Below are 24,603 nucleotides of genomic sequence, written 5' to 3'. Positions count from 1 at the left end.
TTTTTAATGGATACTTCAACTATCAATCGTGATCGCTATCAACTGTAATAGGGCAGGTAAAACCATCTGGTTTGATGGCCAATAAATCACATTTGATATGGTCTATCAATTGTTCTGCGGTATTTCCTAAGAAGGCTGCTGAAAGCCCGGTTCTTCCTAAAATACCTAAAACAACAATACCTGCATTTAACTCTTCACAAACTTGAGGAATAACTTGTTCTGGTAATCCTTCTTTAACATGTGTTTTCTCTTCAGGGATGCAGAATTTCTGGCGCAACTCTTTCATCGCAATAAGATGCTGACCACGAAGTGCATTGTTATAAAGATTAGGATCAAAATCAGGTAACTCAATCGCAATATTAATCGGTGCAACAGGATAAGCACTGAGTAGATGAACATCAGGATCTTTTTGTATGCGATGAGACAAATCAGTTGTTAATTCAATAAGTTTTAGATTAAGAGCATCATGATAAGATTCTTCATTTGATAAATTTGCTGCTACGACAATAGCGCCGTATTCAGGCCACTCTTTATCTTTAACCATCCAGACAGGGCAAGGGCATTTTCTAAGTAATTGCCAATCTAGAGGAGTAAAAATAAGTGAACCTAATTTATCGTGTTGATGAGCCATTTTTATGAGTAAGTCATGCTGATGTGCTACGACTTCTTCAATAATGGCTTCATAAGGTCGATTATGCCAAATGACTTTAATATCAATTTCTATACCGGCTTCAAGGTAATAGCGAGACTGTTGTTTGATCCAAGCTGCTTTTTGACTAATAACACCTTTGCGCATTGCGTTGCGTTCATCGGGAGATAAAAGGGTTGTCATGTCATAGGAGAGATCATAAACAGGTAGAAAAGCTTTTATCCGCCCACCATTACGCTGAACGATATAGACAGCACGGCGAAGTGCTGGTTGGTCATCTTGGTTAGGATCAATGACAACGAGAAGGTTTTGATATTTTTCCATTGTAATATCCTCTTTAGGGCTGGATTTATCCATCTACAATTTAAAGATAACCCAAGAAGATAAAATTCAATAGTACAAAATAGAAAACGGGGCACAAATTTGTGTGCCCCGTTATAAAATTAGCGAGTGAAATGTAACAGATATTAAACTTCAGCTGACGAAGGAAGTTTACCCGCTAGTTCACTTAATAACGTACCATCTTCGATGGTAATATATTTACCTTTAACGCTTAACATGCCACTTTTTTGGAAGCGACCTAATAAACGGCTAATCGTTTCAACGGTTAAACCCAAGTAATTACCGATATCACCGCGTGTCATGGTTAAACGGAATTCACGAGGAGAAAAACCACGCTGAGCGAAACGACGAGAGAGGTTATAAATAAAAGCAGCCAGACGTTCTTCTGCATTCTTTTTCGATAGCAGTAAGATCATCTCTTGGTCACCTTTGATTTCACCACTCATCAGGCGCATCATTTGTTGACGTAAGTTAGGCATTTTGCCTGACAGATCATCCAAAGTCTCAAATGGAATTTCGCAAACCATTGATGTTTCTAAGGCTTGAGCGAAACTAGGGTGTTCAGTATTAATAATGGCGTCAAATCCAACCAAATCACCAGCAAGATGAAATCCTGTTATTTGCTCGTCGCCTTCTTCCGTAATAGTATAACTTTTAATAGTACCGGAACGTATGGCATAAAGTGATTTCAGCTCATCACCGGCTTTAAACAAGGTTTGACCTTTTTGGATGGGCTTTTTACGCTCGATAATATTATCGAGTTGATCAAGCTCATGCTCGTTTAAAGTAAACGGGATGCAGAGCTGGCTAATACTGCAATCCTGACAATGGATTGCACAACCGCCAGATTGGATTCGGCGAACGACGCGTTTTTCTGGGATCATAAGCTTGCTCATTACAAATAAAAATATTGATATGCGTCAATTTTAACACATATTGCAGTAATTGGTAAGGGGAATAACGATACGTGTAGAAATAATTCTGAATGTAACAAAACATGTATCTTGATAAAAACGATGTTTTGCTTAAAGGCTTATTTAGAACAATTTGCGCTAACCCTATACTCGATTGGTATATTATTCGATTTTCTAATGAAATTATAGTGCTATTACTAAATTATCCTCGTCAAAAGCCAAAAATGAAGGCGTGCTTCAATATTTTCTATCTTTATATTGACATTTAGTTTACGGCTTTACCTTAAATTCGTGTTTTTTATACATAACTCTTTATTTTCTTAACAAAAAATAAGTAAAGTTAACTAGGTGTATTTTTGATACAACTTAATGCTACCTTGAATTAGCTTTTCCTTATAAAAGATGGGGGAACTGCAAAGAAGTGCGGAAAATTGAAACATTCTATTACCTATTAAGTGGTATTGATATACATCAATGAGGGTTTACCACTATACCCTATTATTTTCACTGATGAGAGTTGTTATGTGAGAATGATAAACTAATGAAAAAAATAGAAAAAAGTGAAGAAAACAAAGGGATGATGTCTTTAAGTCGTCGCCATTTTGTTCAAACAAGTGCGGCATTAGTTACTGTGCCTTTTTTCGCACGAAATGCACAAGCTAATATAGATAAAAGCTTACCTATTGCACGAAATGATAACGAACCGGCCACTGTTGTTGCTACATGTAGTACTTTTGACTGTGGTGGTAAGTGTGATATCCGTGCACATATAAAGGAAGGTATTGTTACTCGTATTACCACGAGACCAGATAATGAATTAGATGAAGCTATGCCTGTTATGAGGGCATGTGTGCGTGGACGAGGTTATCGCAAGTTTTCTTACCATGCTGATAGATTGAAATACCCAATGAAAAGGGTCGGCAAACGTGGTGAAGGCAAATTTGAACGCATTTCATGGGATGAGGCAACAACGCTCATTGCGGAAAATGTGACTCGTTTAACGGAGAAACATGGTGCTGGAAGTCGTTTTTTAACAGTGAGCACAGCAGTAACAGGGGGGATCTTCTCTGGTGATACCATGATGAAGAAACTCTTTAACTTAACAGGAGGCTATCTTCCTTATTACCATTCGGTTAGCTTGGGTAACACCTTAAAGGTAACGCCTTATACTTATGGTATTGCAAAAACAGGTAGCTCTTTAGACACCCTCGAAGACACACCATTAGTGATCTTATGGGGCCATAACCCTAATGAAACTATTTTTGGGCATACTAACCATTATTTTCAAAAGATGAAAAATAATGGTACTAAGTTTATTGTGGTCGATCCTCGTTATTCTGATACTGCGCAATCTTTAGCTGATCAATGGATACCTCTCTTACCAACGACAGATAATGCCTTAATGGATGCAATGATGTATGTCATTGTTACTGAAAATCTTCATGATAAACCTTTTATTGATAAGTATGTCGTGGGTTTTGATGAAGATCACATGCCTGAAGGTGTTCCTGCTAATGAATCTTTGGTTGCTTATTTAACGGGTAAAAAAGATGGCATAGAAAAAACACCTGAATGGGCAGAAAAAATCACTCGAGTACCCGCTAATACTATTCGTCAGCTAGCACGCGAATATGCAATGACTAAACCTGCTGCTCTAATTCAAGGTTGGGGACCTCAACGCCATATTTGTGGTGAACGTAGTGCGCGAGGATCTTCATTATTGGCAGCAATCACAGGTAATGTGGGTAAAAAAGGCGCTTGGGCTGCGGGTTACGGTGGTATTGGTAATCGTCAATCTATGCGTGGACCTAATATTGGTAATAATCCAGTTAAAGCTAAAATCTCGATAATGAACTGGATGCAAGCTGTTGAAGATGCAAGTAAAGTTCGTGTTGAGGATGGGCTTGTTGATGCGGATAAACTTGATTCAAATATCAAGATGATCTTCTCTTTAGCGGGTAATTATTTAGTTAATCAAAACCCAGATGTGAATGCAGCCGCTAAATTACTAGAAGATGATTCAAAGGTAGAATTTATTGTTGTCAGCGATCTCTATTTATCACCTTCTGCAAAATATGCCGATCTCGTTTTACCTGAAACCAGTTTCTTGGAACGCTGGAACATAGGAAATACGTGGGGAACAGGAAATTACTTCCTACTTTCTGAAAAAGTTGTTGAGCCCGCTTTTGAACGCCGTTCTGATTATGAATGGATTACAGAAGTTGCGGAAAAAATGGGTGTAAAAGAAGCTTTCACTGAAGGTCGTAGTGAGAAAGAATGGATTGCTCACCTTGTTGATATTAACAAAACACGTTTTGAAGATAGACCTGATTTTCCTAATTTTGAAGAGTTACAAAAAACACGCCGTTATCTTTTTAAAGATAAACCTTTTGTTGCCTTTGAAAAAAACATCAGTGACTTTGAAAATAATCCATTCCCAACACCTTCAGGTAAAATTGAGATTTTTTCTAAACGTCTTTATGACATGAATAATCCGGATATTCCGGCTTTGTCTCATTATGTGCCAGCAATTGAAGGCCCAGAAGACAAATTAACAGAAAAATATCCATTACAAATGTTGACTTGGAAAGGAAAAAATCGAGCTAACTCAACGCAGTACGCTAATCCTTGGTTACAAGAAGCTCAACGTCAAGAGGCGTGGATAAATCCAATTGATGCTGAAAATAGAGGTATCAAAAATGGTGATATGGTGCGTATTTATAACGAACGCGGAATAACTGAGATCCCAGCATTAGTAACACAACGCATTATTCCTGGTGTTGTTGGTTTACAAGCCGGTGCTTGGTGGGCTCCCGATGAAAACGGCGTTGATCATGGGGGGTGCCCTAACGTTTTAACATCGACACGAATGACACCATTATCACATGGTAATTCACATTTAACTGTTTTAGTTGAGGTAACCAAAGCATGAGTGACTTTAAAGAATATGCACCGGTAAGCGATGAACAGCTCGGTTTCTTTATTGATTCCTCTCGTTGTTCTGGTTGCAAAGCTTGCCAAGTAGCATGTAAAGATAAAAATAATTTAGAAGTTGGTCGCCGTTTTCGCCGTATTTATGAAGTAAAAGGAGGCGGTTTTGCACCGACAGGGCAAGGTGGTCTGGTTAATAATGTGTTTGCATATACATTAACTATTTCTTGTAACCACTGCGAATCACCCGTTTGTGTGAAAAACTGCCCAACAACAGCAATGCACAAACGTGAAGGTGATGGCATTGTTCGTGTTGATACCTCTAAATGTGTAGGTTGTGGTTATTGCGCATGGTCATGCCCTTATGGCGCACCACAAATGAATGAAGAGACCGGACAAATGTCAAAATGTGATTTTTGTATTGATTTACTATCAGAAGGCAAAAATCCAATTTGTGTTGATACATGCCCGCTAAATGCGATTAAGTTTGGCAAGATTAAAGAGTTAAGAGCGAAATATGGGCATTTAAGCCAAGTTCAAGGATTACCTGACTTTACGATGACAAATCCAAATTTAGTTATCAAACCTCATACTGGTGCGACGAAAAAGGGAGGAGTTCAAGCATGAATGAATGGCCATTAGTGACCTTTACTTTATTCGTCCAGAGTTCTGTTGGCGTAACTCTTTTTTCAGCCCTTTATTTTTGTTGGTTAGAAAAAGAGATTGGTAATCAAAGAGCCACGGTTGCTATGCGACCCGTGTTATTAACTGCCGCTATTTTAGGGTGTTTAGGATTATTAGCATCAACGTTACATATGGGATATCCATGGAATGCTTTTCATGCATTACGCCATATTTCTTCATCATGGTTGAGTCGTGAAATCATATTTGCTGCCGTTTATCTTGGTGCGTTATGCCTTTATACCTTAGTGGTTTTGATTAAAGGGCACATGAACAAAACCTTATTAGCGGTTATTGGTCTGCTTGGCATCATTGATATAATATGTATGGCGTCATTGTATTACAACACTTCGATGCTGACATGGATGCACGTTAATACTTACTTTATGTTTATAGGCGCACTATTTTCAACTGGGGCCGCTATAGCGCTATTAATAACAGCACTTCGCGTTAAAGCCTTTGTAAATAGTGAGCTAGCAAAAAGAATTGTAATCAGTGCATTAGTGGTTATTTTTCTTACAGTAACATTACGTATGGCGGAGCAACCCTTTTATTTAGAATGGATGTCATCAGTCATTTCAACAAATGATGCAATAACGTTCCCTCATACGCCTATCATTGCGTATAATGAAACATTCGGATTAAGAATATCTGCATGGATTTTGTCAATTCTTGGTATTTTAATGATGGGATACAGCGTATGGAAATATCGTAATGCTGTATTTACTTCAGGATTGCGTATGGTATTAGCAAGTAGCGCAACAATACTGATTGCAGAAATTCTCAATCGTTTTGCATTCTTTATTGTAAAGTAGTGGAGTAGTGAAGTATGAGGCGTTTTATTAAGGTGGATCTTCCTCCTGAACCAATTATTAATGATAAATGTGTTAGAAAACGCCTCAAACAAAGCCTATGTGATAGTTGCTCTAAAGTTTGTCCTGTGGGCGCTATCACTTTTGGTCATCTAGAAGTAAAAATAGATAATGAACGCTGTTTTCAATGCGGTAATTGTCTATTTACTTGCCCTGTCGATGCAATAGAAAACATTACACCTCATGAAAGAACACATCAGGATAATTATCTTGTTGTTAATCATGATGAACCGCTAGCAAGCACAGAAGAATTGTTAGTGTGGCATCGTCAATATCACATTAGAGGAATGAAAATAGCGCAACCTTTAGTGGATAAATGGCTTCCTGTTTTGGCGAATTTAAATCTTCAACTAAAAACATTACAAGAGCCTATCTGGCAATTAATGATCACAGAACCTACTGATATTGATAGTGGTCGTCGTTTTATGCTTTTTCGTCAAAAACTTGATGAAAAACCATTAAATAAAGATCAAGTAAGAACAGGATTAAATGCAAGAAAACAACTATATCCAGAAGATAGTTGGTTTCAAATTCAGTTAGATACCGAAACATGTATTCTTTGTTCCGCATGTGCAAAGGTCTGTGATGAAGGTGCGATTGAACTCGAAAACAATATATTCAAACTGGATGAAAAACGTTGTACTGGTTGTATGAATTGTGAAGTTGTTTGTTTCCCTAAATCCATTCATGTTAAAGAACATGTCGCTAAAAATAACGAACCCATTTTTTATCACTATTATGATGCACACTGTGAAAAATGTCGGTTAGCTTTCTTATCATGGAAATCTGATGCAACATTATGCCCGATTTGCATACAACATCAGAAGCAAGGTTGGTTATAATCTTCCTTTAAATACACTTTGATCTATTTATTGCTTAATCGGCGAACACTTTTCTTGAAATAAGTAAGATAAGTGATAGAAAAAGCTTAATTAGCGTTAAGATCAGAGAGTGGATAAATTAAATGGGAGCATATGATGAATACTGTTTTACCTGCAAACATGTTAGAGATTGCTATTACAGAACCTGGTGATATAGACAAATTACAAGCAAAAATATCACCCATACCTTCACTTCCTCCTCATTATCTTTTAATTAAAGTTGCCGTCTCAGGTGTTAATCGACCTGATATCTTTCAAAGACAAGGAAGCTATCCGCCACCAGCAGATGCTTCGCCTATTCCAGGCCTTGAAGTTTCTGGAGAAGTAGTGGCTTTAGGTGAAAGTTGTACTAAATGGCAATTGGGTGATCGGGTTTGTGCTTTAGTCGCAGGTGGTGGTTACTCTCAATATTGTATTGCACATGAAGACATCGCATTACCATCAATGAATTTAACAGATATTGAAGCAGCTGCATTACCTGAAAACTTCTTTACCGTCTGGGCTAATTTATTTCAATTAGGCAAACTAAAACAGGGCGAATCTGTTCTTATTCATGGTGGAACTTCTGGGATCGGTTCTACTGCAATTATGCTTGCCCATGCTATAGGGGCAACCATTTATACAACCGTAGGTTCTGAAGAAAAAAAGGAAGTAGCTTACAAAATTGGTGCTGATTATGTCATCAATTACAAACAAACCGATTTTGCTAAAGAAATTCCTATCTTAACTCACGGTAAAGGTGTCGATGTTGTACTTGATATTATCGGTGGAGATTATGTCGAGAAGAACTACCAAGTTGCGAGCAAATTTGGACGCATAATACAAGTGGGCATGATGAAAGGGATGCCTAAAAATGTAAATATGATGCCAATGATGGTTAAACGATTAATTCATACCGGCTCAACGATGCGTTCCCGTTCAGTAGAAGAAAAAGCTCACATTGCACAAGAATTAAAACAACATGTGTGGCCATTGATTGCTGAAGGTAAAATTAAGCCAATAATTAATGCCATTTTCCCATTAACAGAAGCAGGAAAAGCTCATCAGTTAATGGAGTCTGGTGATTTAATTGGTAAAGTTGTGCTAGAAAATACGACTTATAACGTAAATGATAGTAACTAAGAGTATTAAATATTATTTGTTATAAGAAGTAATGGTTATTTTTTGTTTAAAAAAGCGAATATTCCGAAAAACACATGAGCAATTTATCATGTGTTTTTTTATATATTGAAGTAAAAATGAATAACAATTAAATAAATATATTTTTGGTGGCGCATAAAATTTAATATCTATCCTCTTTAATTGATGTTGGGCGATAGAAATATTTATTAATTCTAATTAAGGTGGGTTTAAGTATTAACCTTAGTAAAAATAATATCACATTGACTGAAAAGTAACTTAAATCAAAATTGATAATAAAATAAAGAAACTAACAAATAAAACTAAATCATTAATCATTAAATAGAGAAAACTTTAGGTTGAATTGAAAAAATCTTAACTGATATCAATAAAATAAAGAAGATTCTTACTCATCATGTAGTATATCATTTGAATAGAGATTAATTATTTACGATTAATAAACACAATTCTCATTAAAACAAATAACAAAAATTTATATATAGGTGCGATGATGGCAAATCATAAACAAACCTGTCTGAGTGCTGCAGAGCGTGTATACCATACCCAAACCGTTGATACGCTAGCATGTTATCATCGAGAGATGGCAAAAATATTAATGAATAGTGAGTATTCTTTTCCTAATGCAAGTAAAGCAAAAAAAAATAATAGTGATAATTTAGAGACTAAAATAAAAAATTGTACAATTGAAAAAAAAGTAGTAGATAATTCTTTTGACTCTATTTTAGAGTCGCTAAAACAGCAAAGCAATTTTACTCAATCAGATATTGAGCCTTATTTTTCTCATCATCATTCACAGGTGATGCAATTGGCTAAATTCGGCTATCTTTCTGCATTGGCTTACAATTCAGATAATGTTTTTAATCACCATTCGCCCTTACAAAAACAACAAGAAAAGGAAATTATAGAAGATCTCTGTAAATTAATTGGCTTTTCATCGAAAGATGCATTTGGGCATATCACGACAAGCCATACCCTTGCTTGTTATGAAATATTATGGGCACTTAGAAATTTAAAAACATTACCAATGGCAATTGCCCGCCATCCCAAGTCACGAGATTTGGTTGCAGATAAAAAAGCATTTGAGTTATTCAATATGTCTATCTCAGATATTCTAGCTATGGGTGAACAACTCCATAAACGTAAGATTTTTGATGATGTTAGTTATTTGACATGCCGGGGAACGGGTATGACAAAAACAATGCATTTAGGGAAATTACTTGTCCCTGTTTCGCGTTTTGAATTTTGGAAGAAAGCAATGGATATATTGGGGTTAGGATATGACAACCTTATTGCATTGCCTATTGATGGATCATTTAAAACAGATACTGAAAAAATGCGTAGTATTGTTTTACGTCTTATTGAACAGGGCGAACCTATTTTGGGTATTATTGGTATGTTAGGCTCCCCATCTTATGGCAGCATTGATAAATTAAGACCACTTTTTGAATTAAGAAGAGAATGTGAGGAGAAATACAAAAATTCTTTTTATATTCATATAGATGCTTCACAATTTGGTTATATGAAAAGTTTGTTTCTTGATGATAATTACGAACTTATTCCTTATAAGACGTTGTGCAAAAAACTAAAAAAAGAAGCGCCTCTACTTGAATTAACGCCAGAAATATATGAAAGCGTCACACAGCTTTCTCTTGCAGACTCTGTCTCTTTTGAGCCTTTTCAAGCTGGCTTTTCACCTTATCCCACGGGTGTCGTTTGTATTAAAGATGCACGCATGAGTCATTTTCTAACCAATCCACCAAGATTATGTCCAGAGCAAGCTGATGGTGTTCCCGAAATTGACGGTATTCAATCAGCACCTGCAGTGGCTTCGATGTGGAGTGTACATCAACTTTATCCCTTTACTTTATCGGGATATGGAAAATATGCTCAAATTCAATGGGAAACACGAGTCAAACTTGAACAATTCTTTAATCAAGCTCAATCCTTTGAAAAGGAAGGGGAGCACTACTTTATTCGAGTTTTATCAGCATCCGATTTTAATAAATTGAATTTTGCAGTTGTGAAAAAAGGGAATACGTGTTTAGAAACACAAAATAAGCTGAATAAAGAAATATATGAACACTTAGTTGTAAAAAGTCACTATAGACAAGACCTAAGCTTACTTACACTTTGTGTTCGTAATAGTGATGATGCACCCGCACAGTTTTGTCATGAGTGTTATCTAGATAAAAATGAGTGGGAAACAATCAAGCATTTAAGTCTGTTACAACTTACTATAAAAAGTACGCAAATAGGTGATAAACAACAAATTGAGGCAGGGTACCAATATATTAAGAAGGTCGTTTTATCTGCGCTAGAGAGAGAGTTATAACAATAACTTTTGATCACTAAAAATATCCAGCCTGAAAAACGAAGAAGTGAGTGATATCTCATTATCTTCGCTTTTTGGGTGGTTTAATGTCCGCATCTAATTGTTCCCCTTACAAAATAAGTGACATCGTCACTTATCGTTTTCTCTTTATTACTTACAATCATCAGCTCACTAAAACAGAACGACGATCACTTCCTCAAAATTTATTTTTTATAACTATTTTGATTTTTTCTTCTTTTATTTCCATTGATAGCACATAAAAGCAAGCTAGAGAATGAGAATCATTCATAATAACACTCTTTCTTGTATGGATATAATCATAAATAAATCATATTGTTAAAGATAAAATTGATTTAGTAATACATTTAGATATATCTAAAGCTTGATAATTTAGATATATCGGTTTATATTGCATTACATGAATTCGATATATCTAAAACAATGAGGGAATATTTATGATGATTCGAGCATTACACTCACTTTATCAACAGCGTGCTGAAAATGGTGAACATGGTAGTCATGGTCACGGAAACGGAAAAGGGCGTTGTGGAGGTAAAGTTAAACAAGGTCGGAGCCATGGAAATCACGGCGAGCATTGCTGTCATGGTGAACATGGTCACGGACATGAAGGTCATGGTGAGCATGGTCATGGACATGAAGGTCGCGGTGAATGTCGTCATGGTGAACATGGTCATGGACATGAGGGTCACGGTGAATGCTGTCATGGTGAACATGGTTCTGAAAGACAAGGCAAACAACGCGGTCGTGGATGCGGTGGGCGAGGTAAAGGTCAAGGACGTCAATTAAAACGTATGTTTGATCATGGTGATTTACGAGTTTTATTACTCAGCATGATTGCGAAAAAACCGAGCCATGGTTATGAAATTATTCGTGAAATTGATGAAGCCTCTTCAGGATTATATGTGCCTAGCCCCGGTGTTATTTATCCAACACTAACATTACTTGAAGAGCAAGATCTACTGGTTGCCACCATTGCTGAAAAGGGTCGTAAAAATTACAGCATTACACCTGAAGGCTCTGCATTTTTAACTGAACATCAGGAAATAGATGCCAATATTCAAAGAAAACTTGCTTATGCGAGAGACTTGTCTCAAAACGCGGGTGGTGTTTCAGAAGAGATTGAATCTGCGGTTGGAAAATTAAAGGCTGTATTACGCCATAAACTGGTGTTAAAAGAGCTTTCTGTGGAAAAAGCGGAACGTATTGCTTCCATTCTTAATGAAGCAGTTGAGAAAATCGAAGCTATTAATGAGGCATTGATCTCAGAGGAAAGGGAAGATGAATAAAACAGATACTCAACCACAAAATACAAGAAGACATAATGAAATAGAAAAAGAGGATTTAGAAAATAATCCAGCTGTAAAAGAGCAAATTTGCCCTAAAATGCCAGTTTCTTACTTTCGTAGAGCATTACGTAAACCTGGCAGAATATGATAATGATGGACGGAGGTTATCATGATATGACCTCTGTCAGTTTTTCTTCTACCCGTTGTTCCTCCTATCTACTGCTTTACAAAGTGGTTTTTAACTAACAGAAACCAACAATTTCCTTGTAAAACTTGTTTTACTTCCCAATGACTATCTTAGCAATCACTACCTTCATTTATTTTTGTAAGTCATCTTTTTTTGATGGCCGTTTGTGGCGTTTTTCTTAGGTTATTGTACTGATATCAAAAAAATCATAAATGTTTGTGGAAATGTTCCATGTTAGCGATTATTTTATTTAGGTTAGTAAGCCATTATAAAAATAGAAAACGTAAACCAGAGATATGCTTGTAATAACAATAAAATAAATACCAGATCAAAATAATAAACGTTCGTAAGCACTTAAACGAGAATAAGTGCATTACTTCAAACGTATACCTTACTCGATAATGCATGCATTTAATGCGCATAAATTAGAGAAAAGTAACATAGATAGTGGTTTATTTATTGTTAAGAATAGAAAAAGCGATGCGAATAAGCGGTTGATATTCATAAAAATATTTCCGCATAAAAATAACAATACGCTCATCAAATAGAACAATCGATCGACTAAGTTGATTGTTATGTATTTGCCGTACTTATTGAATCAACATTTGCTAACTTAGGAATATTCGAATGAAAGTGAAAGCATTATCTGTAGTGATAAGTTTGATACTCGCTACACCGTTATGTGCTAATGCGCAAACTGATATAAGTGCTATTGAAGCAAGATTAAATGCGTTAGAACAACGTGCGAATGCAGCTGAAGCAAGAGCTGCTGCTGCAGAACAAAAAGCAGCTCGTCTTGAACAACTCGTTAATTCAAATAATGGATATAAAGGAAAGCCTACAAATAACGTTGCTTCAATGAATATGGAGCAACGCATTGCTGTATTAGAAAAGCAATCAGATGAAGCTCAAGCTAAAGCCAATATCGCTCAAACCCAGCTAAATGAACTTCAACAAAAACAATCAGTTCAGCTTGCTAATACAGGGAATAAAGAAGCTACAGGTTTTTTCTCTACTAATACAAATTGGGGTGACCTCAAATTGTATGGCGATGTTGAATATAATATTGATGCGGCAAGTAAAAAAGGTCAATTAACATCAATGAGAATGATGCCTGGTAAGCAAAAAGACTTTGAAGATAACGAAAAGTGGTCACTTAATGGGCGTATTTTAATTGGTATCGATGGTGAGAGAGAATTAAAAAATGGCAATTATGCTGGTTTTCGTGTTCAGCCTATGGCTGACATGACCGGTAAAATGAATCTAGATGATGCTGCCTTTTACTTTGGTCAACGTAATAAATGGGAATATAAAATTGGCCGTTATGAAGCGTATGATATGTTCCCTTTAAATCAAGATACTTTTGTCGAATATTCAGGTAATACCGCAAATGATTTATATGGTGATGGTTTTGGCTATATTTATATGATGAAAGAAGGGCGTGGTCGTAGTAGTGATGGCGGTAGCATGATGGTTAACACACATTACAACGACTGGTATTTTGAGTTAAATGCATTAGTTGAAGATGGAACTTCAGTTTTCAAAGATGGTGAGTATCACGGGCGTAAACTTGATAATCGTAAAAATGTTATTTATATGAGACCTGTTGTTGCATGGCAGAAAGGTAACTTAACAATTGCAGGTGCGATAGACGCAAACGTAATAAGTAAAGCTTATGGTTACGAGGATGAAAATGGAAAATTCCAAGATCAATCACGTCGTACTGGTTATGGTCTAACGTTAAAATGGGATACTTTAGCTGATGATCCTATTAATGGCATTGTTGCAAATTTAAGTGCTGCTTATCTTGATGCTAAAGATGAAAATGATTTTTCAATTGGTAGTAATGTATTGTGGCGTAAATTCCAATTAGGTTATATCTATGCACATAATGATATTAAAGCTTACTATCAAACAAGCGGAAATAATGAGCAAAATGAAACCTATCTAACGCTTAATCCTGGTAAGTACAATATCAATACAGTATTTGCTTCTTATGAATTACCTAATATCTTGGATATGGATAATTTTAAAACCTATTTAGGTGCTTATTATTCACGGATAGATGGCAAAGACGAGATAAATGTACATAGTAGTGATAAGGATCGCTATGGTGCTCGTATTCGCTTTAAGTATCTCTTTTAATTTTATTTTTGATACTTTAAGTTAGACATCAGTCCCACATCGAAAGACTTCAATTTTTAATGTACTGTTATTAGTTGAAGTCTTTGCTTTTTATGTATGTATAGCGATAAGTATGTAAAATGGTAAATATGTAAAACCTCAAATACCGGATAAAAGAAAGGTTTTGACCAGTTTTTCAACCTGCCACTCTTTAATATCCGAAACTTGCCCATCACCAATCTCAACTAAGCGTAACTCTCCAGCAGCATTCCTGACTACATCTATGGAATAAAATGGCGTGTTTATCTGTTTCGCTACTTTTCTTACAAGTTCAGGAATTTCATTATCCGCAGAAAATATTTTCTGATTTAAAACAAAATATCTACGCTCACTATTATTAATAAATTCTTCAACTCGGCGAAGGCTGACGCCACCTTCAATATTTCCCCTAAATTGTGTAATCAGTTTTAATATTTCCCTAATCTCATCTGCATTTTTAGCGATAGAGCCTCTCGTTGTCGTTAGCGATTTTACATAATCTTTCACAAAGTAAGCTGGCCATTGAAGCTGCTTAGTTAACTTTTCAAAATCTGTTTCTGCATTAACAATAACAGTTTCTGGTGTGAACTCTTTACAATATTCATACCAACCAGTTATATGATGGTTACGAATATAATCTTCAGGTGTTTCAAGCATTTTTCCGCCATGAACATCCACAGCATGGTATAACTGTTGATACTCATTTTTATTTAACATCCATCCTCGCCAAATAACGGGATGTTCTGATTCAAGTGGATGTGAAAACTTATATTTACCCAACGCGACATCTTCTGATGAGAGTAACAAGCAATGGATGTTGAGTGCTTTGGCACAACGATATTCTTGCTCAAAGGCCTCATCGGGTTTGCCAATTTTAGAATAATCATCAGGGTAAATTATTTGCATAAGTAATTCCTTTTAGTTCAATAAATTCAAAGAAAGATATTTTAATGCTCTATTTAATGGTTTGAAGCTTTTTTCTCTTAATTACATGTTCTCTTTTTTAAGTTGTGAGATCTCTCGATTTTTTGATCTTTTCTCAGCTAGATAACTGATTTTACTCGTGCCATAGTTTTATTTCCTGCCATAATCTGTTTAACAAATACAGACATAAAATAACGTATTTAAATACGATTAATATTAAGCAGGAAACAATTCAATGTCTTTCTATACACAAAACAGTTATTCAAATAATAAGACCTATAAGCAAAATAGAATAAAAACACTATTAATAGGTTTGGCCTTAATTCCTTCCTTCGTATTTGCAGATGACCTATCACAATTACCACAAAAAGAGCGAGTAGCTTATTTTACTCAAGCTCAGCAAGCAGGGATCACTGGTGTTGCTATTAAAACCAAGCCTGTATTGGCAAGGCCGGCTAAAGAAGGTGAAATCATCACAACCATTATTAAAGGTGAAGGTGTTGAAACTGTCTCTGAACCTGCAAAAGGGGGAGATTGGGTCGTACAAAATATCTGTCCAGAGACAGGTAATGAAGAAATATTGGTAAGAAAAGCTAAATTTGCTCAACGTTACAATACGGCAGAGAAAAATGAAATTAATTTAGTGTCTTATCCTAATGATTATCAACCTTTTATCCCAAAAGGGATCGAAATGAATTATTTTATTGTACCGGGATCTACACCTGCATTTGCAATGGAAGCTCCATGGGGAGAATTGCAACGCTTTCAACCGGGTGATGCGGTTGTTCAATCCACAACGGATGACCAAGATATTTATCGTATTCAAAAGGCAGCATTTGAGTGTACTTATACTATCCTTAAACCTGCTAAATTAGCACAATAATATTAAACTAATCTGTTGTAGGTTGAATTATTATTTTTATAATTCATAATGTTATAAGTATATCGCCATTTAAGGCAAGGATGTTAAATAGAGAGAGTTGTTGATAGTAAGTAAGGCATGCTGCATTGTTGTTTAATTGCATTAATAGCTACATTTCGTTAACCTATCTCTATCAATTTCTTCAACTCATTAGGTAAAACCTATTGAACTGATAGCAGGAATGTATTAGCTATTCTCAAGTGGAATAGGTACATTAGTTCCCATACCAAACAGGAGGAAATACAATGTCTTTAATTAATACCCCAATCAAACCATTCAAAAACATGGCATTTAAAGACGGTCAATTCGTAGAAGTGACTGAAAAGGACGTCGAAGGCAAATGGAGCGTTTTCTTCTTTTACCCTGCAGACTTCACTTTTGTGTGCCCAACCGAATTAGGTGACTTAGCGGATCATTATGCTGAGTTCCAAAAAATGGGCGTAGAAATCTATTCAGTTTCTACCGATACACATTTTACCCATAAAGCATGGCACAGCAGCTCAGAAACTATCGGTAAAATCAAATATGGTATGATTGGCGACCCAACTGGCGCATTAACTCGTAACTTCGAAAATATGCGTGAAAACGAAGGTCTTGCAGACCGTGGTACTTTCGTTGTTGACCCACAAGGTATCATCCAAGCAATTGAAATCACAGCTGAAGGTATTGGCCGTGATGCATCAGACCTGCTGCGTAAAGTTAAAGCTGCTCAGTATGTAGCTAGCCACCCAGGCGAAGTTTGCCCAGCAAAATGGAAAGAAGGTGATGCAACTTTAGCTCCATCACTGGATTTAGTTGGCAAAATCTAAATAAGAATTAAGCCACTAAAAAGTTATTTATCGGGTGTTTCGGCACCCGATTTTATTGAGGGTGCAAAAATGTTAGATAATAATTTAAAAGCTCAATTGAAAGCTTATTTAGAACGATTAACTCAGCCAGTTGAGTTAGTAGCAACATTAGATGACAGTAAACATTCAGCTGATATTCAAGCGCTATTAAAAGAAATCGAACCATTATCCGATAAAGTCACTTATCGTGAAGATAATAACGCTGATGTGCGTAAACCATCTTTTCTTATTACTAACCCAGGAAAAGAAACGGGTGTTCGTTTTGCAGGTTCGCCATTAGGCCATGAATTTACTTCATTAGTTTTAGCATTACTGCAAACTGGTGGTCACCCATCAAAAGAAGCACAAGAATTACTTGAACAAATTCGTCAGTTAGACGGTGAGTTTCATTTCGAAACCTATTATTCGCTCTCTTGTCATAACTGCCCAGATGTTGTTCAGGCATTAAACTTAATGGCGATTTTAAATCCGAAGGTCACTCATACAGCGATCGACGGAGGCATGTTCCAAAATGAAATTCAGGAACGTAATATTATGGGCGTTCCTGCTGTATTCTTAAATGGTAACGAGTTTGGTCAAGGTCGCATGACTTTAGCTGAAATCGTTAACAAAGTAGACAGCAATGCAGAAAAACGTACTGCGGAATTATTAAACCAAAAAGATGCATTTGATGTATTGATTGTTGGTAGTGGCCCTGCAGGTGCATCAGCGGCTGTTTATTCAGCACGTAAAGGTTTAAACACGGGTCTTATTGGTGAACGCTTTGGTGGTCAAGTTCTTGATACTGTTGATATTGAAAACTATATCTCTGTACCAAAAACAGAAGGTGCAAAACTTGCGGGTGCTTTAAAAGCTCACGTTGATGATTACCAAGTGGATGTGATTGATAGCCAAACAGTCAGTCGTTTAATTCCGGGGGCATCAGAAGGGGAATTACACCAAATTGAAACAGCATCAGGTGCAATTTTAAAAACCCGTAGCTTAATTATTGCAACAGGTGCTCGCTGGAGAAATATGAATGTTCCCGGTGAAAATGAGTACCGTACTCGCGGTGTAACTTATTGTCCACACTGTGATGGCCCACTGTTTAAAGGCAAAAGAGTCGCTGTCATTGGTGGTGGTAACTCAGGTGTTGAAGCGGCAATTGACTTAGCAGGCTTAGTTGAACATGTCACAGTATTAGAATTTGCGCCAGAAATGAGGGCCGATGCTGTATTACAGAAAAAACTGCGTAGCTTAAACAATGTAGAGATTATCTTAAATGCTCAAACTACAGAAGTGTATGGTGATGGTACTAAATTAACCGGTCTAAAATATAAAGATCGCACCAATGATTCTATGCACGATATTGCGCTAGCAGGTATTTTCGTTCAAATCGGCTTATTACCTAATACACAGTGGTTAGAAGGTACAGTTGAGCGCAATAAAATGGGCGAAATTGTTGTTGATGCTCGTGGCGAAACCAATATTAAAGGTGTTTTTGCCGCTGGTGACTGTACTACAGTACCTTATAAGCAAATTATTATTGCTGCTGGTGAAGGTGCTAAAGCCTCACTTAGCGCATTTGATTACCTTATCCGCACGACTGCAAAATAAGCAAATCAAAGATAATCAATAAGTTATAGAGAAAGGCATCTTTTTTAAGATGCCTTTTTTTGTACATAAAATCATCAAAAAGGGCTGAAAAGTGCCCTTAAGTGTTCAAGTGTGGACAATATGTGGACACTCTAAACCAGTAATTCTGTACTACCTTTCAAGGGGTTATATTGAATGGCATCTTGTAAGAAGTCTGGTGCAAAGTGTGCATAGGTCAACGTTTGTTGCAAATTAGTGTGTCCTAAGATGCGTTGTAACGTAATAATACTTCCGCCGTTCATCATAAAATGGGTGGCGAATGAATAGCTTCTTGCTTCTTTTCAAAGCGTCGTCTGATCCGTTTTCCATTACGGCCAGTTGGTCTAATGTCCACTTCATATTGACCATTTTCGAGTTTCTTAATTGTCATAAGAAAACCCTCCAATGGTACAAATGCTTTGTGAATTAATAAACTCACAAAAATCTAGATATATCGTTATCCAATTTTCTTGTCTGAGTGGGACGATTGCGTGTTTATAACGAATATTTAATTGCTGATGCCAATCAGGATTTAATTAATTTATATCATCATGTTTTAAATAACACTTCGGTGATGAGTAGAGATGGTTATCATGATTGGGAAAAACTAAACAAAGCTGATACTTATTACACAATAAGAAAATCATTTAATTAAATTGGCATTAAATACATGTCAACACTCTCAGTGTTTCTCATTTTTTATATTTAAATCGCCATTGTTATAACGGTCTGTGTAGATATAACAATTCAGGTGAATTTAATGTGCCATTTGGAAAATATAAAAATATTTATTTTCCAGAAAAAGAAATTTATCAATTCGCTGAAAAAACCGTTAATGCCATTATCGCCTGTTTAGAATGGCAAGATACTTTGTCACTCGTTGATTTTGGGGATGGAGTTTATTGTGATCCCCCTTATATGGGAGATGAAGGTAGTTTTACTAAATATCATCACACTGATTTTACTCACGCTCATCAAATTGAATTAGCTCAAGCGTTAAAGGCATTAAATCAATCACAAGGTAATCCGATTACCGTCTCTAATTCCATTCACGCCAAAGAACTGTATGCCGACCTTGGTTTTCTTATTCACGAGATTGATGCGCCTCGTTCTATTTCTGCAAATGGAAACCGCCAATCAGCAAAAGAAATTATCGCCGTATTACAGGAGGTGTGCTGATGGAACAGGGCTATGTTGATATTCAAGATCCAAAAAAATGGGGTGCATATCAAAAATGGAGAAGGACTTTTTATTCAAGTCGTTCAAAGTCAGATAATGGGCACATTGCTGATAATGATTATTTTAAACATCATAAAATTTTTGATGAGGAAACGTATTGGGATGTTGTTCCATCTATTAATATGGGGTGTTATAACTTTTTAAATATGGAAAATATAAGAAATGATAGGGGTGATGATTATTTTAATGAAATGATATTGTGTCAATTCAATGGGAATTGATTTGTGGAATTAATGAAAAATGGCTTAAAATATTCTTGAGAATAATTTAAGCCATTATGAAATTAATCTATGGACATATCATCAAAGTAATCAATTATCTTTTCTAAATATCTTATTTTTCTACCAGAATAACTGTCTATATCTCTAAAGTAATTATTATCTTTAAGCTTTTTAAACTCTTCACCAGTAAGCAATTCATAGCGAAGTACCATATACAAATAGTGAAGTGATGTATCAAATAAATTCTGATCTAATGGTATATTCAATATGGTAAGTACTTCTTCTGGAGTTATATTTTTTCTTTTTAATTTTTCTAATAACGGTTCATTGTTAATTTTTATAAAACAAATCAAGCCAACAATAACTTGATGTGCACTATTAAGCATCATTATTTTATTGGAGTTTTTTATAATTGAAATTAAAGAATAACATTTTTCTATTTCTCTAAGAGATACATTGTTGAAGTTAAATAGGTACAGTAACATATTGAATACATCGCTTTCTCTCATAAAAATATTATTTTTATCTATGTGTTGAAGATAAGTTCCTAAAGTTAAATGTTTAGGCATACGATATCCTTCACTATTTATGTATTTATCTGTTGTGAATATATCTTTAGGCAAAGTAAACCAATAATCTATAAATTTATTTAAATATAGTGATGAGTTAATATTTCCATATCTTATTTTTATTGATTCTTCAAATTGTTGCTTATTCATAACTAGCAGAAAATAAAAACCTTCAACATTAAATATGTGTTTTATTAATTCTAAAAGATTTAATGAAAAATCAGGTCTTGCTCTATCTAACTCATCAATAATAAACAAGGTTTTATTATTTGTTTTTTGGTGTATAGACCTTAATATGGCTCTAAAACTTTCGATTTTATCCTCTTCTTCTTGTGAGTTTTTTATTTTATCTTCAATGTAACTTTCCCAAGGGGCATTTGTGGCATCAACAATTGATTCCTTAATTTTATCTATATCATCACTGTCGATTAATTTAGAGGTTAATATATTGATTATACTTTTAGGAACTTGTTTTGAAATGCTTAAAGCAACACTTTTACCTGTTTGGAATACTTTCTCTTTTATAGATTTTTCATCATGTTCTATACTATTGTATACACATGATATCATTGGTAATAATGGGTCTTTTTGGTAATCATTTTTAAAAGAATCAAAGTAAATAACATTAATATTATTTTCTGATAGTTCTAATTCTGCTTTTAGCATTTTTACAAAAGAGGTTTTACCATTTCCCCATTTATCATTTAATGCAAGAACTAAGTTACTATCTTCAGAATGGTTTACGACATTAATAATTTTGTCATATAAAGCTTTCCTATTAAAAATATCATTTTCGCTTGTAAACCCTTGAAAAAAATCAGGTTCTTCTGGTGACAATCTCATAACAACTCCTTAAATACGTTTAATATGAAATCTATTTAGATAGTTACTATTGCATGGTAAGCAATTCTGAATAATTTTGCATGATATTGAATCTATTGTGCCGTCATTTTTTATATACACTAATGCCATTGCAGGCGCTATGATGAGAATTTGCATCTGCATAAAAATCGACACATTTAGTGCGCGGGCGTGGCGGGGTCACGATTGCGTTTTGAGGGGCCAAACGTTAAGCTAAAAGTTAATGAAAAATTAAAGGATATATTATGTTTTCTTCTAATATTGATGATAATGAAATAAAGAAAAGAATGGATAACTTTAGGAATAATATAGAAAAAGGAGTAAATAAAGGAGATATTACTCTTGAGCTTATGTCTATATTTGGGGACAATTATATTTGTCCGGTTGAAATGAAAATCTATGATATAGGAACTCCTTTTTATCGAGTTCGCCCCATTCCTTCAGAAGATATTTGTAATCCTTTTAAAACAATATCTAGAATTGAAGATGCTTGGGAACCACCTGAATATATTATAAAAACAAGAGGTCGACTAAATAATATAAATGAAAGTATTTTATATTGTTGTCCTGATGATTTTGAACTAGCTATTGATGAAGCTAGAGCGAGAGATAATTCATATATAGCAATCATGGTATATAAGTCATATCGAAAAATAAAATATACTGTATTGGGAGACTATGAAAACTCTAGTTTACCTAAAGATAATAAAACAAAACTATTATATTCATTTTTAAATGAGGAGTTTTCAATAGTTGTTGAAAATGGTGAGGAAAATCGCTATTCGATTACTCACGCGATTGCAAATTCATATTTTAGTTACCCTGAGCAAGATGCTTGGTGTTATCGTTCTATACAGTCATCTAAAAAATTTAATGTTGCATTTTTACCCAAAAAATCAAAAGATTGTCTTAATCTTATGGGGGTTATTATTTGTAATCCTAAAAAATTACCTAATGGAAATTATAATGTAAAATATGTAATTGATTTTGATAAAGTATCAAATAATATACGTTACCATAAGATTGATTCTGAATGGCAAAAAAAAATATTTCCTGAAATTATAAATGGTGAAGTTTCTTCCACAGTAATAAAAAAATAAAAATACCACTTTATTTTTTGTTAATATCTTGGAAAAAATTATACTTTTCCAAGATATTTTCTATTAATATTTACTCATCATCCAATGTGTACTTATCAAACTTAATCACTTCTTCACCTAACCAATCATTAATCTGTAATATCTTGCTTTGCAGTGGTGCCAACTCATTACGAAAGAAAACCTTTGCCGCTTTCTCAACGTCACCAAAGCTACCGGTATTTTGTGGAATGATCCCCATCATTTGAGGTGGTACGCGGTGTGCCGCTAACATATCGTCACGGCTGACATTCTTGATATTAAGAAATTCATCTTTTGCGCAATCTCACTTAGTGGAATAACTTGTACGCCGTCTTTCTTGCCGTTCGGTGCATGGATAAACAAGTTGCGGAAATTGCCGGGACCTTTTGAGTTTTGCATTGCTTTACGGATTTTATCAATATCACTTTGGTTTTGTGATGCGTCACTGACGTATAAAATAAATCCGGCATGGCTTCCATTACGATAATACTTAAGACGGAACAGCATTCAGTAGCACTGACATGGTGGACGCCAGATATTCCGGTAACCCGTACAACTCTTGATTTAAATCGGGTTCGTATAACTGAAATACACTGCCGGGTTTAAACTCATAAGGTTGTGAGTCATAGCCGTAACGTACAAACCAATAACTGTCATCGGCAACACCACGACGGGTATATTTTGCCAGTGTTGGTGTGAGTTTTAATAAATTACCCACCATATTATTACGCCGTTCAAGATAGGCATTGCCGAATGTTAAGAAGTCGAGCGCAAACCGGCTAAAGTCTAACTTAGAGAGAAGACGGTTAGGCTGAAATGTGCTGACTAAAATATTACGTTTGACATAAATTGCACTACTATGATGAGTCGCAGCGCGAAATAATTTTGATAACCCATCAAAGCTAATTGGGGGCTCATACCAATTATCAATTTGCGCACATTCCAGATAATCAAAGATTTCTCGTTTATCTAACACCGGAGCGAGATCACCAAAGGTAAAGGCTTCCATGCTGTTATTGGCGGTGCCACGTTGAAAAGGGCGTGCATCGTTGCCCACGCAAGGTCAGCGTGTCCGCCTGAGGCTTCATAAGTGAGGCGGTTACCGCTTTCTGTGGTAGTGTGGGAGATGGACACCGTTTTTCATTGGTCGATAGAGGCGCTTATACCGGCGTGACTGCAAATTATTTAAATACCCGTAAACCGCAAGAGAAAACACAATCACAAATTAGGCGCAGAAAACCCACTACTGATAAACCGAAAAAAGAAGAAGAGAAACAAGGGGAGTACCTTGTCGGTGAAGAAGGTAACGTGATGGTGTTGTCTCATACTTACGCGAGTAAAACCAATGCCGAACGCGCCGCGAAAGCCGCGTGGGAAAAAATACAGCGAGGTGTTGCTTCATTTAGTATTACGCTGGCGAAAGGGCGTGCAGATCTCTTTCCTGAGTTACCGGTACAAGTGAGCGGTTTTAAACCTGAGATTGATAATGCTTATTGGACGTTGGTCACGGTGAGCCATTCGCTGAACAATAGCGGGTTTACCACCTCGTTAGAATTAGAAGTCAAAAGCAGTGATATAGATATGGATAAGGAATAGTGCCTGTGTATAATTACAGGTAATTTCCACATCATAAAGAGGTAACCCGTTTATGATGATTTGTCCTGTTTGTGGTCATGCCGCACATACTCGTAGTAGTCAGCAAATATCTTCCGATACCAAAGAACGTTATAACCAGTGTCAGAATATCAATTGTGGCGCGACGTTCGTCAGCCATGAAACCGTAACGCGGTTTATTTCAAAGCCTCAATTGATTGAACGAGTAGAGCCACATCTTGATAAGTGTTGTCAGCAGGCGTTGGGGATTTGATGGAAATCCCCGGAGAGAAAA

The 24,603-nt window shown here is 35.7% G+C and carries 22 protein-coding genes and 4 pseudogenes; 18 read left to right on the top strand and 8 right to left on the bottom strand.

Annotated features, from left to right (window positions below; all coding sequences use genetic code 11):
• Nucleotides 1-22 precede the first annotated feature (22 nt).
• Nucleotides 23-973, bottom strand: a complete 951-nt coding sequence (gene uspE / locus LW139_RS11075; protein WP_166541139.1) for a universal stress protein UspE — start codon at nucleotides 971-973, stop codon at nucleotides 23-25.
• A gap of 143 nt (nucleotides 974-1,116) precedes the next feature.
• Nucleotides 1,117-1,875 (bottom strand): FNR family transcription factor, encoded by a 759-nt coding sequence (locus LW139_RS11070; protein WP_072068170.1) that lies wholly within the window; start codon nucleotides 1,873-1,875, stop codon nucleotides 1,117-1,119.
• Between the two features lie 571 nt (nucleotides 1,876-2,446).
• Here LW139_RS11070 and LW139_RS11065 point away from each other — a divergent pair.
• From LW139_RS11065 to LW139_RS11025, 9 genes are all read left to right on the top strand, one after another.
• On the top strand, nucleotides 2,447-4,837 hold the full coding sequence (locus LW139_RS11065) for a DMSO/selenate family reductase complex A subunit (protein WP_227336925.1): 2,391 nt from the start codon (nucleotides 2,447-2,449) through the stop codon (nucleotides 4,835-4,837).
• Entirely contained in the window at nucleotides 4,834-5,463 is a 630-nt protein-coding gene (locus tag LW139_RS11060) for a DMSO/selenate family reductase complex B subunit (protein ID WP_109408131.1), read from the top strand. The genes LW139_RS11065 and LW139_RS11060 overlap by 4 nt, the downstream gene beginning before the upstream one ends.
• The gene (locus tag LW139_RS11055) at nucleotides 5,460-6,332 is read left to right on the top strand and encodes a dimethyl sulfoxide reductase anchor subunit family protein (RefSeq protein WP_166541141.1); all 873 of its coding nucleotides are present in this window, start codon (nucleotides 5,460-5,462) and stop codon (nucleotides 6,330-6,332) included. The genes LW139_RS11060 and LW139_RS11055 overlap by 4 nt, the downstream gene beginning before the upstream one ends.
• A 14-nt stretch (nucleotides 6,333-6,346) precedes the next feature.
• Nucleotides 6,347-7,231, top strand: a complete 885-nt coding sequence (locus LW139_RS11050; protein WP_166541142.1) for a 4Fe-4S binding protein — start codon at nucleotides 6,347-6,349, stop codon at nucleotides 7,229-7,231.
• 132 nt (nucleotides 7,232-7,363) lie between these two features.
• Nucleotides 7,364-8,392 (top strand): NAD(P)H-quinone oxidoreductase, encoded by a 1,029-nt coding sequence (locus LW139_RS11045; RefSeq protein WP_166541143.1) that lies wholly within the window; start codon nucleotides 7,364-7,366, stop codon nucleotides 8,390-8,392.
• 508 nt (nucleotides 8,393-8,900) lie between these two features.
• Entirely contained in the window at nucleotides 8,901-10,742 is a 1,842-nt protein-coding gene (locus LW139_RS11040) for a tyrosine decarboxylase (protein ID WP_247849945.1), read from the top strand.
• A gap of 455 nt (nucleotides 10,743-11,197) precedes the next feature.
• Nucleotides 11,198-12,049 (top strand): PadR family transcriptional regulator, encoded by an 852-nt coding sequence (locus LW139_RS11035; protein ID WP_247849944.1) that lies wholly within the window; start codon nucleotides 11,198-11,200, stop codon nucleotides 12,047-12,049.
• Complete coding sequence (locus LW139_RS11030; protein ID WP_164526352.1) at nucleotides 12,042-12,197, top strand: hypothetical protein; 156 nt, start codon at nucleotides 12,042-12,044, stop codon at nucleotides 12,195-12,197. The genes LW139_RS11035 and LW139_RS11030 overlap by 8 nt, the downstream gene beginning before the upstream one ends.
• A gap of 666 nt (nucleotides 12,198-12,863) precedes the next feature.
• Nucleotides 12,864-14,381 (top strand): carbohydrate porin, encoded by a 1,518-nt coding sequence (locus tag LW139_RS11025; RefSeq protein WP_247849943.1) that lies wholly within the window; start codon nucleotides 12,864-12,866, stop codon nucleotides 14,379-14,381.
• 138 nt (nucleotides 14,382-14,519) lie between these two features.
• On the opposite strand, the gene LW139_RS11020 is transcribed toward LW139_RS11025, so the two are convergent.
• The gene (locus LW139_RS11020) at nucleotides 14,520-15,305 is read right to left on the bottom strand and encodes an ATP-grasp domain-containing protein (RefSeq protein WP_247849942.1); all 786 of its coding nucleotides are present in this window, start codon (nucleotides 15,303-15,305) and stop codon (nucleotides 14,520-14,522) included.
• A gap of 253 nt (nucleotides 15,306-15,558) precedes the next feature.
• Between LW139_RS11020 and LW139_RS11015 the strand changes: the two genes are divergently transcribed.
• From LW139_RS11015 to ahpF, 3 genes are all read left to right on the top strand, one after another.
• The gene (locus LW139_RS11015; protein ID WP_109408139.1) at nucleotides 15,559-16,206 is read left to right on the top strand and encodes a hypothetical protein; all 648 of its coding nucleotides are present in this window, start codon (nucleotides 15,559-15,561) and stop codon (nucleotides 16,204-16,206) included.
• Between the two features lie 284 nt (nucleotides 16,207-16,490).
• Nucleotides 16,491-17,054 carry an alkyl hydroperoxide reductase subunit C gene (ahpC, locus tag LW139_RS11010; RefSeq protein ID WP_006536680.1) on the top strand — a complete coding sequence of 188 codons (564 nt, stop codon included), beginning with the start codon at nucleotides 16,491-16,493 and terminating at the stop codon, nucleotides 17,052-17,054.
• 69 nt (nucleotides 17,055-17,123) lie between these two features.
• Nucleotides 17,124-18,689 carry an alkyl hydroperoxide reductase subunit F gene (ahpF, locus tag LW139_RS11005; RefSeq protein ID WP_166541149.1) on the top strand — a complete coding sequence of 522 codons (1,566 nt, stop codon included), beginning with the start codon at nucleotides 17,124-17,126 and terminating at the stop codon, nucleotides 18,687-18,689.
• 131 nt (nucleotides 18,690-18,820) lie between these two features.
• Here ahpF and LW139_RS11000 read toward each other — a convergent pair.
• A pseudogene (locus LW139_RS11000) lies at nucleotides 18,821-19,003 on the bottom strand (phage integrase); the annotation flags it as partial.
• Nucleotides 18,970-19,098, bottom strand: coding sequence for a hypothetical protein (locus tag LW139_RS20595; protein WP_282186870.1), 129 nt, complete (start codon nucleotides 19,096-19,098; stop codon nucleotides 18,970-18,972). The pseudogene LW139_RS11000 and the gene LW139_RS20595, both read right to left, overlap by 34 nt.
• 87 nt (nucleotides 19,099-19,185) lie before the next feature.
• Between LW139_RS20595 and LW139_RS20590 the strand changes: the two genes are divergently transcribed.
• Genes LW139_RS20590 through LW139_RS10990 form a run of 3 tightly spaced genes read left to right on the top strand, consistent with a single transcriptional unit; the run spans nucleotide 19,186 to nucleotide 20,167 of the window.
• A complete protein-coding gene (locus LW139_RS20590; RefSeq protein ID WP_282186869.1) occupies nucleotides 19,186-19,362 on the top strand; it encodes a DNA adenine methylase in 177 nt (58 codons plus the stop codon).
• Between the two features lie 11 nt (nucleotides 19,363-19,373).
• The gene (locus LW139_RS20585; protein ID WP_166541430.1) at nucleotides 19,374-19,886 is read left to right on the top strand and encodes a DNA adenine methylase; all 513 of its coding nucleotides are present in this window, start codon (nucleotides 19,374-19,376) and stop codon (nucleotides 19,884-19,886) included.
• Nucleotides 19,886-20,167, top strand: coding sequence for a hypothetical protein (locus LW139_RS10990; RefSeq protein WP_166541151.1), 282 nt, complete (start codon nucleotides 19,886-19,888; stop codon nucleotides 20,165-20,167). Before LW139_RS20585 ends, LW139_RS10990 begins: the two co-directional genes overlap by 1 nt.
• A 62-nt stretch (nucleotides 20,168-20,229) precedes the next feature.
• Here LW139_RS10990 and LW139_RS10985 read toward each other — a convergent pair whose 3' ends face one another.
• Nucleotides 20,230-21,579: a KAP family P-loop NTPase fold protein gene (locus LW139_RS10985; RefSeq protein WP_166541152.1), complete on the bottom strand. Its 1,350-nt coding sequence runs from the start codon at nucleotides 21,577-21,579 to the stop codon at nucleotides 20,230-20,232.
• A 263-nt stretch (nucleotides 21,580-21,842) separates the two neighbouring features.
• Here LW139_RS10985 and LW139_RS10980 point away from each other — a divergent pair, with 263 nt between their 5' ends.
• A complete protein-coding gene (locus LW139_RS10980) occupies nucleotides 21,843-22,697 on the top strand; it encodes a hypothetical protein (RefSeq protein ID WP_166541153.1) in 855 nt (284 codons plus the stop codon).
• Nucleotides 22,698-22,767: 70 nt separating this feature from the next.
• Here LW139_RS10980 and LW139_RS10975 read toward each other — a convergent pair.
• Together LW139_RS10975 and LW139_RS10970 are read right to left on the bottom strand one after the other, a co-directional pair.
• Nucleotides 22,768-23,724: pseudogene (locus tag LW139_RS10975) on the bottom strand (phage portal protein).
• A pseudogene (locus tag LW139_RS10970) lies at nucleotides 23,685-23,837 on the bottom strand (hypothetical protein); the annotation flags it as partial. The pseudogenes LW139_RS10975 and LW139_RS10970, both read right to left, overlap by 40 nt.
• Here LW139_RS10970 and LW139_RS10965 point away from each other — a divergent pair.
• A pseudogene (locus tag LW139_RS10965) lies at nucleotides 23,832-24,311 on the top strand (contractile injection system protein, VgrG/Pvc8 family); the annotation flags it as partial. The pseudogenes LW139_RS10970 and LW139_RS10965 sit on opposite strands and share 6 nt — an antisense overlap.
• 52 nt (nucleotides 24,312-24,363) lie before the next feature.
• Nucleotides 24,364-24,582, top strand: a complete 219-nt coding sequence (locus LW139_RS10960) for an ogr/Delta-like zinc finger family protein (protein ID WP_166541154.1) — start codon at nucleotides 24,364-24,366, stop codon at nucleotides 24,580-24,582.
• Nucleotides 24,583-24,603 lie beyond the last annotated feature (21 nt).

It is taken from the genome of Proteus vulgaris, from assembly GCF_023100685.1.
In the GTDB taxonomy this organism is placed as follows: Bacteria; Pseudomonadota; Gammaproteobacteria; order Enterobacterales; family Enterobacteriaceae; genus Proteus.
Note: the sequence above shows the minus strand (reverse complement) of the source record. Positions and strands in the feature narration are given on the sequence as shown.

Excerpts from the sequence above, each read along its gene's own strand:
- LW139_RS20595 (WP_282186870.1), bottom strand. The coding sequence starts at position 19,098 with ATGACAATTAAGAAACTCGAAAATGGTCAATATGAAGTGGACATTAGA.
- LW139_RS11065 (WP_227336925.1), top strand. The coding sequence starts at position 2,447 with ATGAAAAAAATAGAAAAAAGTGAAGAAAACAAAGGGATGATGTCTTTA.
- LW139_RS11035 (WP_247849944.1), top strand. The coding sequence starts at position 11,198 with ATGATGATTCGAGCATTACACTCACTTTATCAACAGCGTGCTGAAAAT.
- LW139_RS11045 (WP_166541143.1), top strand. The coding sequence starts at position 7,364 with ATGATGAATACTGTTTTACCTGCAAACATGTTAGAGATTGCTATTACA.
- uspE (WP_166541139.1), bottom strand. The coding sequence starts at position 973 with ATGGAAAAATATCAAAACCTTCTCGTTGTCATTGATCCTAACCAAGAT.
- LW139_RS11030 (WP_164526352.1), top strand. The coding sequence starts at position 12,042 with ATGAATAAAACAGATACTCAACCACAAAATACAAGAAGACATAATGAA.
- ahpF (WP_166541149.1), top strand. The coding sequence starts at position 17,124 with ATGTTAGATAATAATTTAAAAGCTCAATTGAAAGCTTATTTAGAACGA.
- LW139_RS11025 (WP_247849943.1), top strand. The coding sequence starts at position 12,864 with ATGAAAGTGAAAGCATTATCTGTAGTGATAAGTTTGATACTCGCTACA.
- ahpC (WP_006536680.1), top strand. The coding sequence starts at position 16,491 with ATGTCTTTAATTAATACCCCAATCAAACCATTCAAAAACATGGCATTT.
- LW139_RS11050 (WP_166541142.1), top strand. The coding sequence starts at position 6,347 with ATGAGGCGTTTTATTAAGGTGGATCTTCCTCCTGAACCAATTATTAAT.
- LW139_RS10980 (WP_166541153.1), top strand. The coding sequence starts at position 21,843 with ATGTTTTCTTCTAATATTGATGATAATGAAATAAAGAAAAGAATGGAT.
- LW139_RS11060 (WP_109408131.1), top strand. The coding sequence starts at position 4,834 with ATGAGTGACTTTAAAGAATATGCACCGGTAAGCGATGAACAGCTCGGT.
- LW139_RS10960 (WP_166541154.1), top strand. The coding sequence starts at position 24,364 with ATGATGATTTGTCCTGTTTGTGGTCATGCCGCACATACTCGTAGTAGT.
- LW139_RS11040 (WP_247849945.1), top strand. The coding sequence starts at position 8,901 with ATGGCAAATCATAAACAAACCTGTCTGAGTGCTGCAGAGCGTGTATAC.
- LW139_RS10990 (WP_166541151.1), top strand. The coding sequence starts at position 19,886 with ATGGAACAGGGCTATGTTGATATTCAAGATCCAAAAAAATGGGGTGCA.
- LW139_RS11015 (WP_109408139.1), top strand. The coding sequence starts at position 15,559 with ATGTCTTTCTATACACAAAACAGTTATTCAAATAATAAGACCTATAAG.
- LW139_RS11055 (WP_166541141.1), top strand. The coding sequence starts at position 5,460 with ATGAATGAATGGCCATTAGTGACCTTTACTTTATTCGTCCAGAGTTCT.
- LW139_RS10985 (WP_166541152.1), bottom strand. The coding sequence starts at position 21,579 with ATGAGATTGTCACCAGAAGAACCTGATTTTTTTCAAGGGTTTACAAGC.
- LW139_RS11020 (WP_247849942.1), bottom strand. The coding sequence starts at position 15,305 with ATGCAAATAATTTACCCTGATGATTATTCTAAAATTGGCAAACCCGAT.
- LW139_RS11070 (WP_072068170.1), bottom strand. The coding sequence starts at position 1,875 with ATGATCCCAGAAAAACGCGTCGTTCGCCGAATCCAATCTGGCGGTTGT.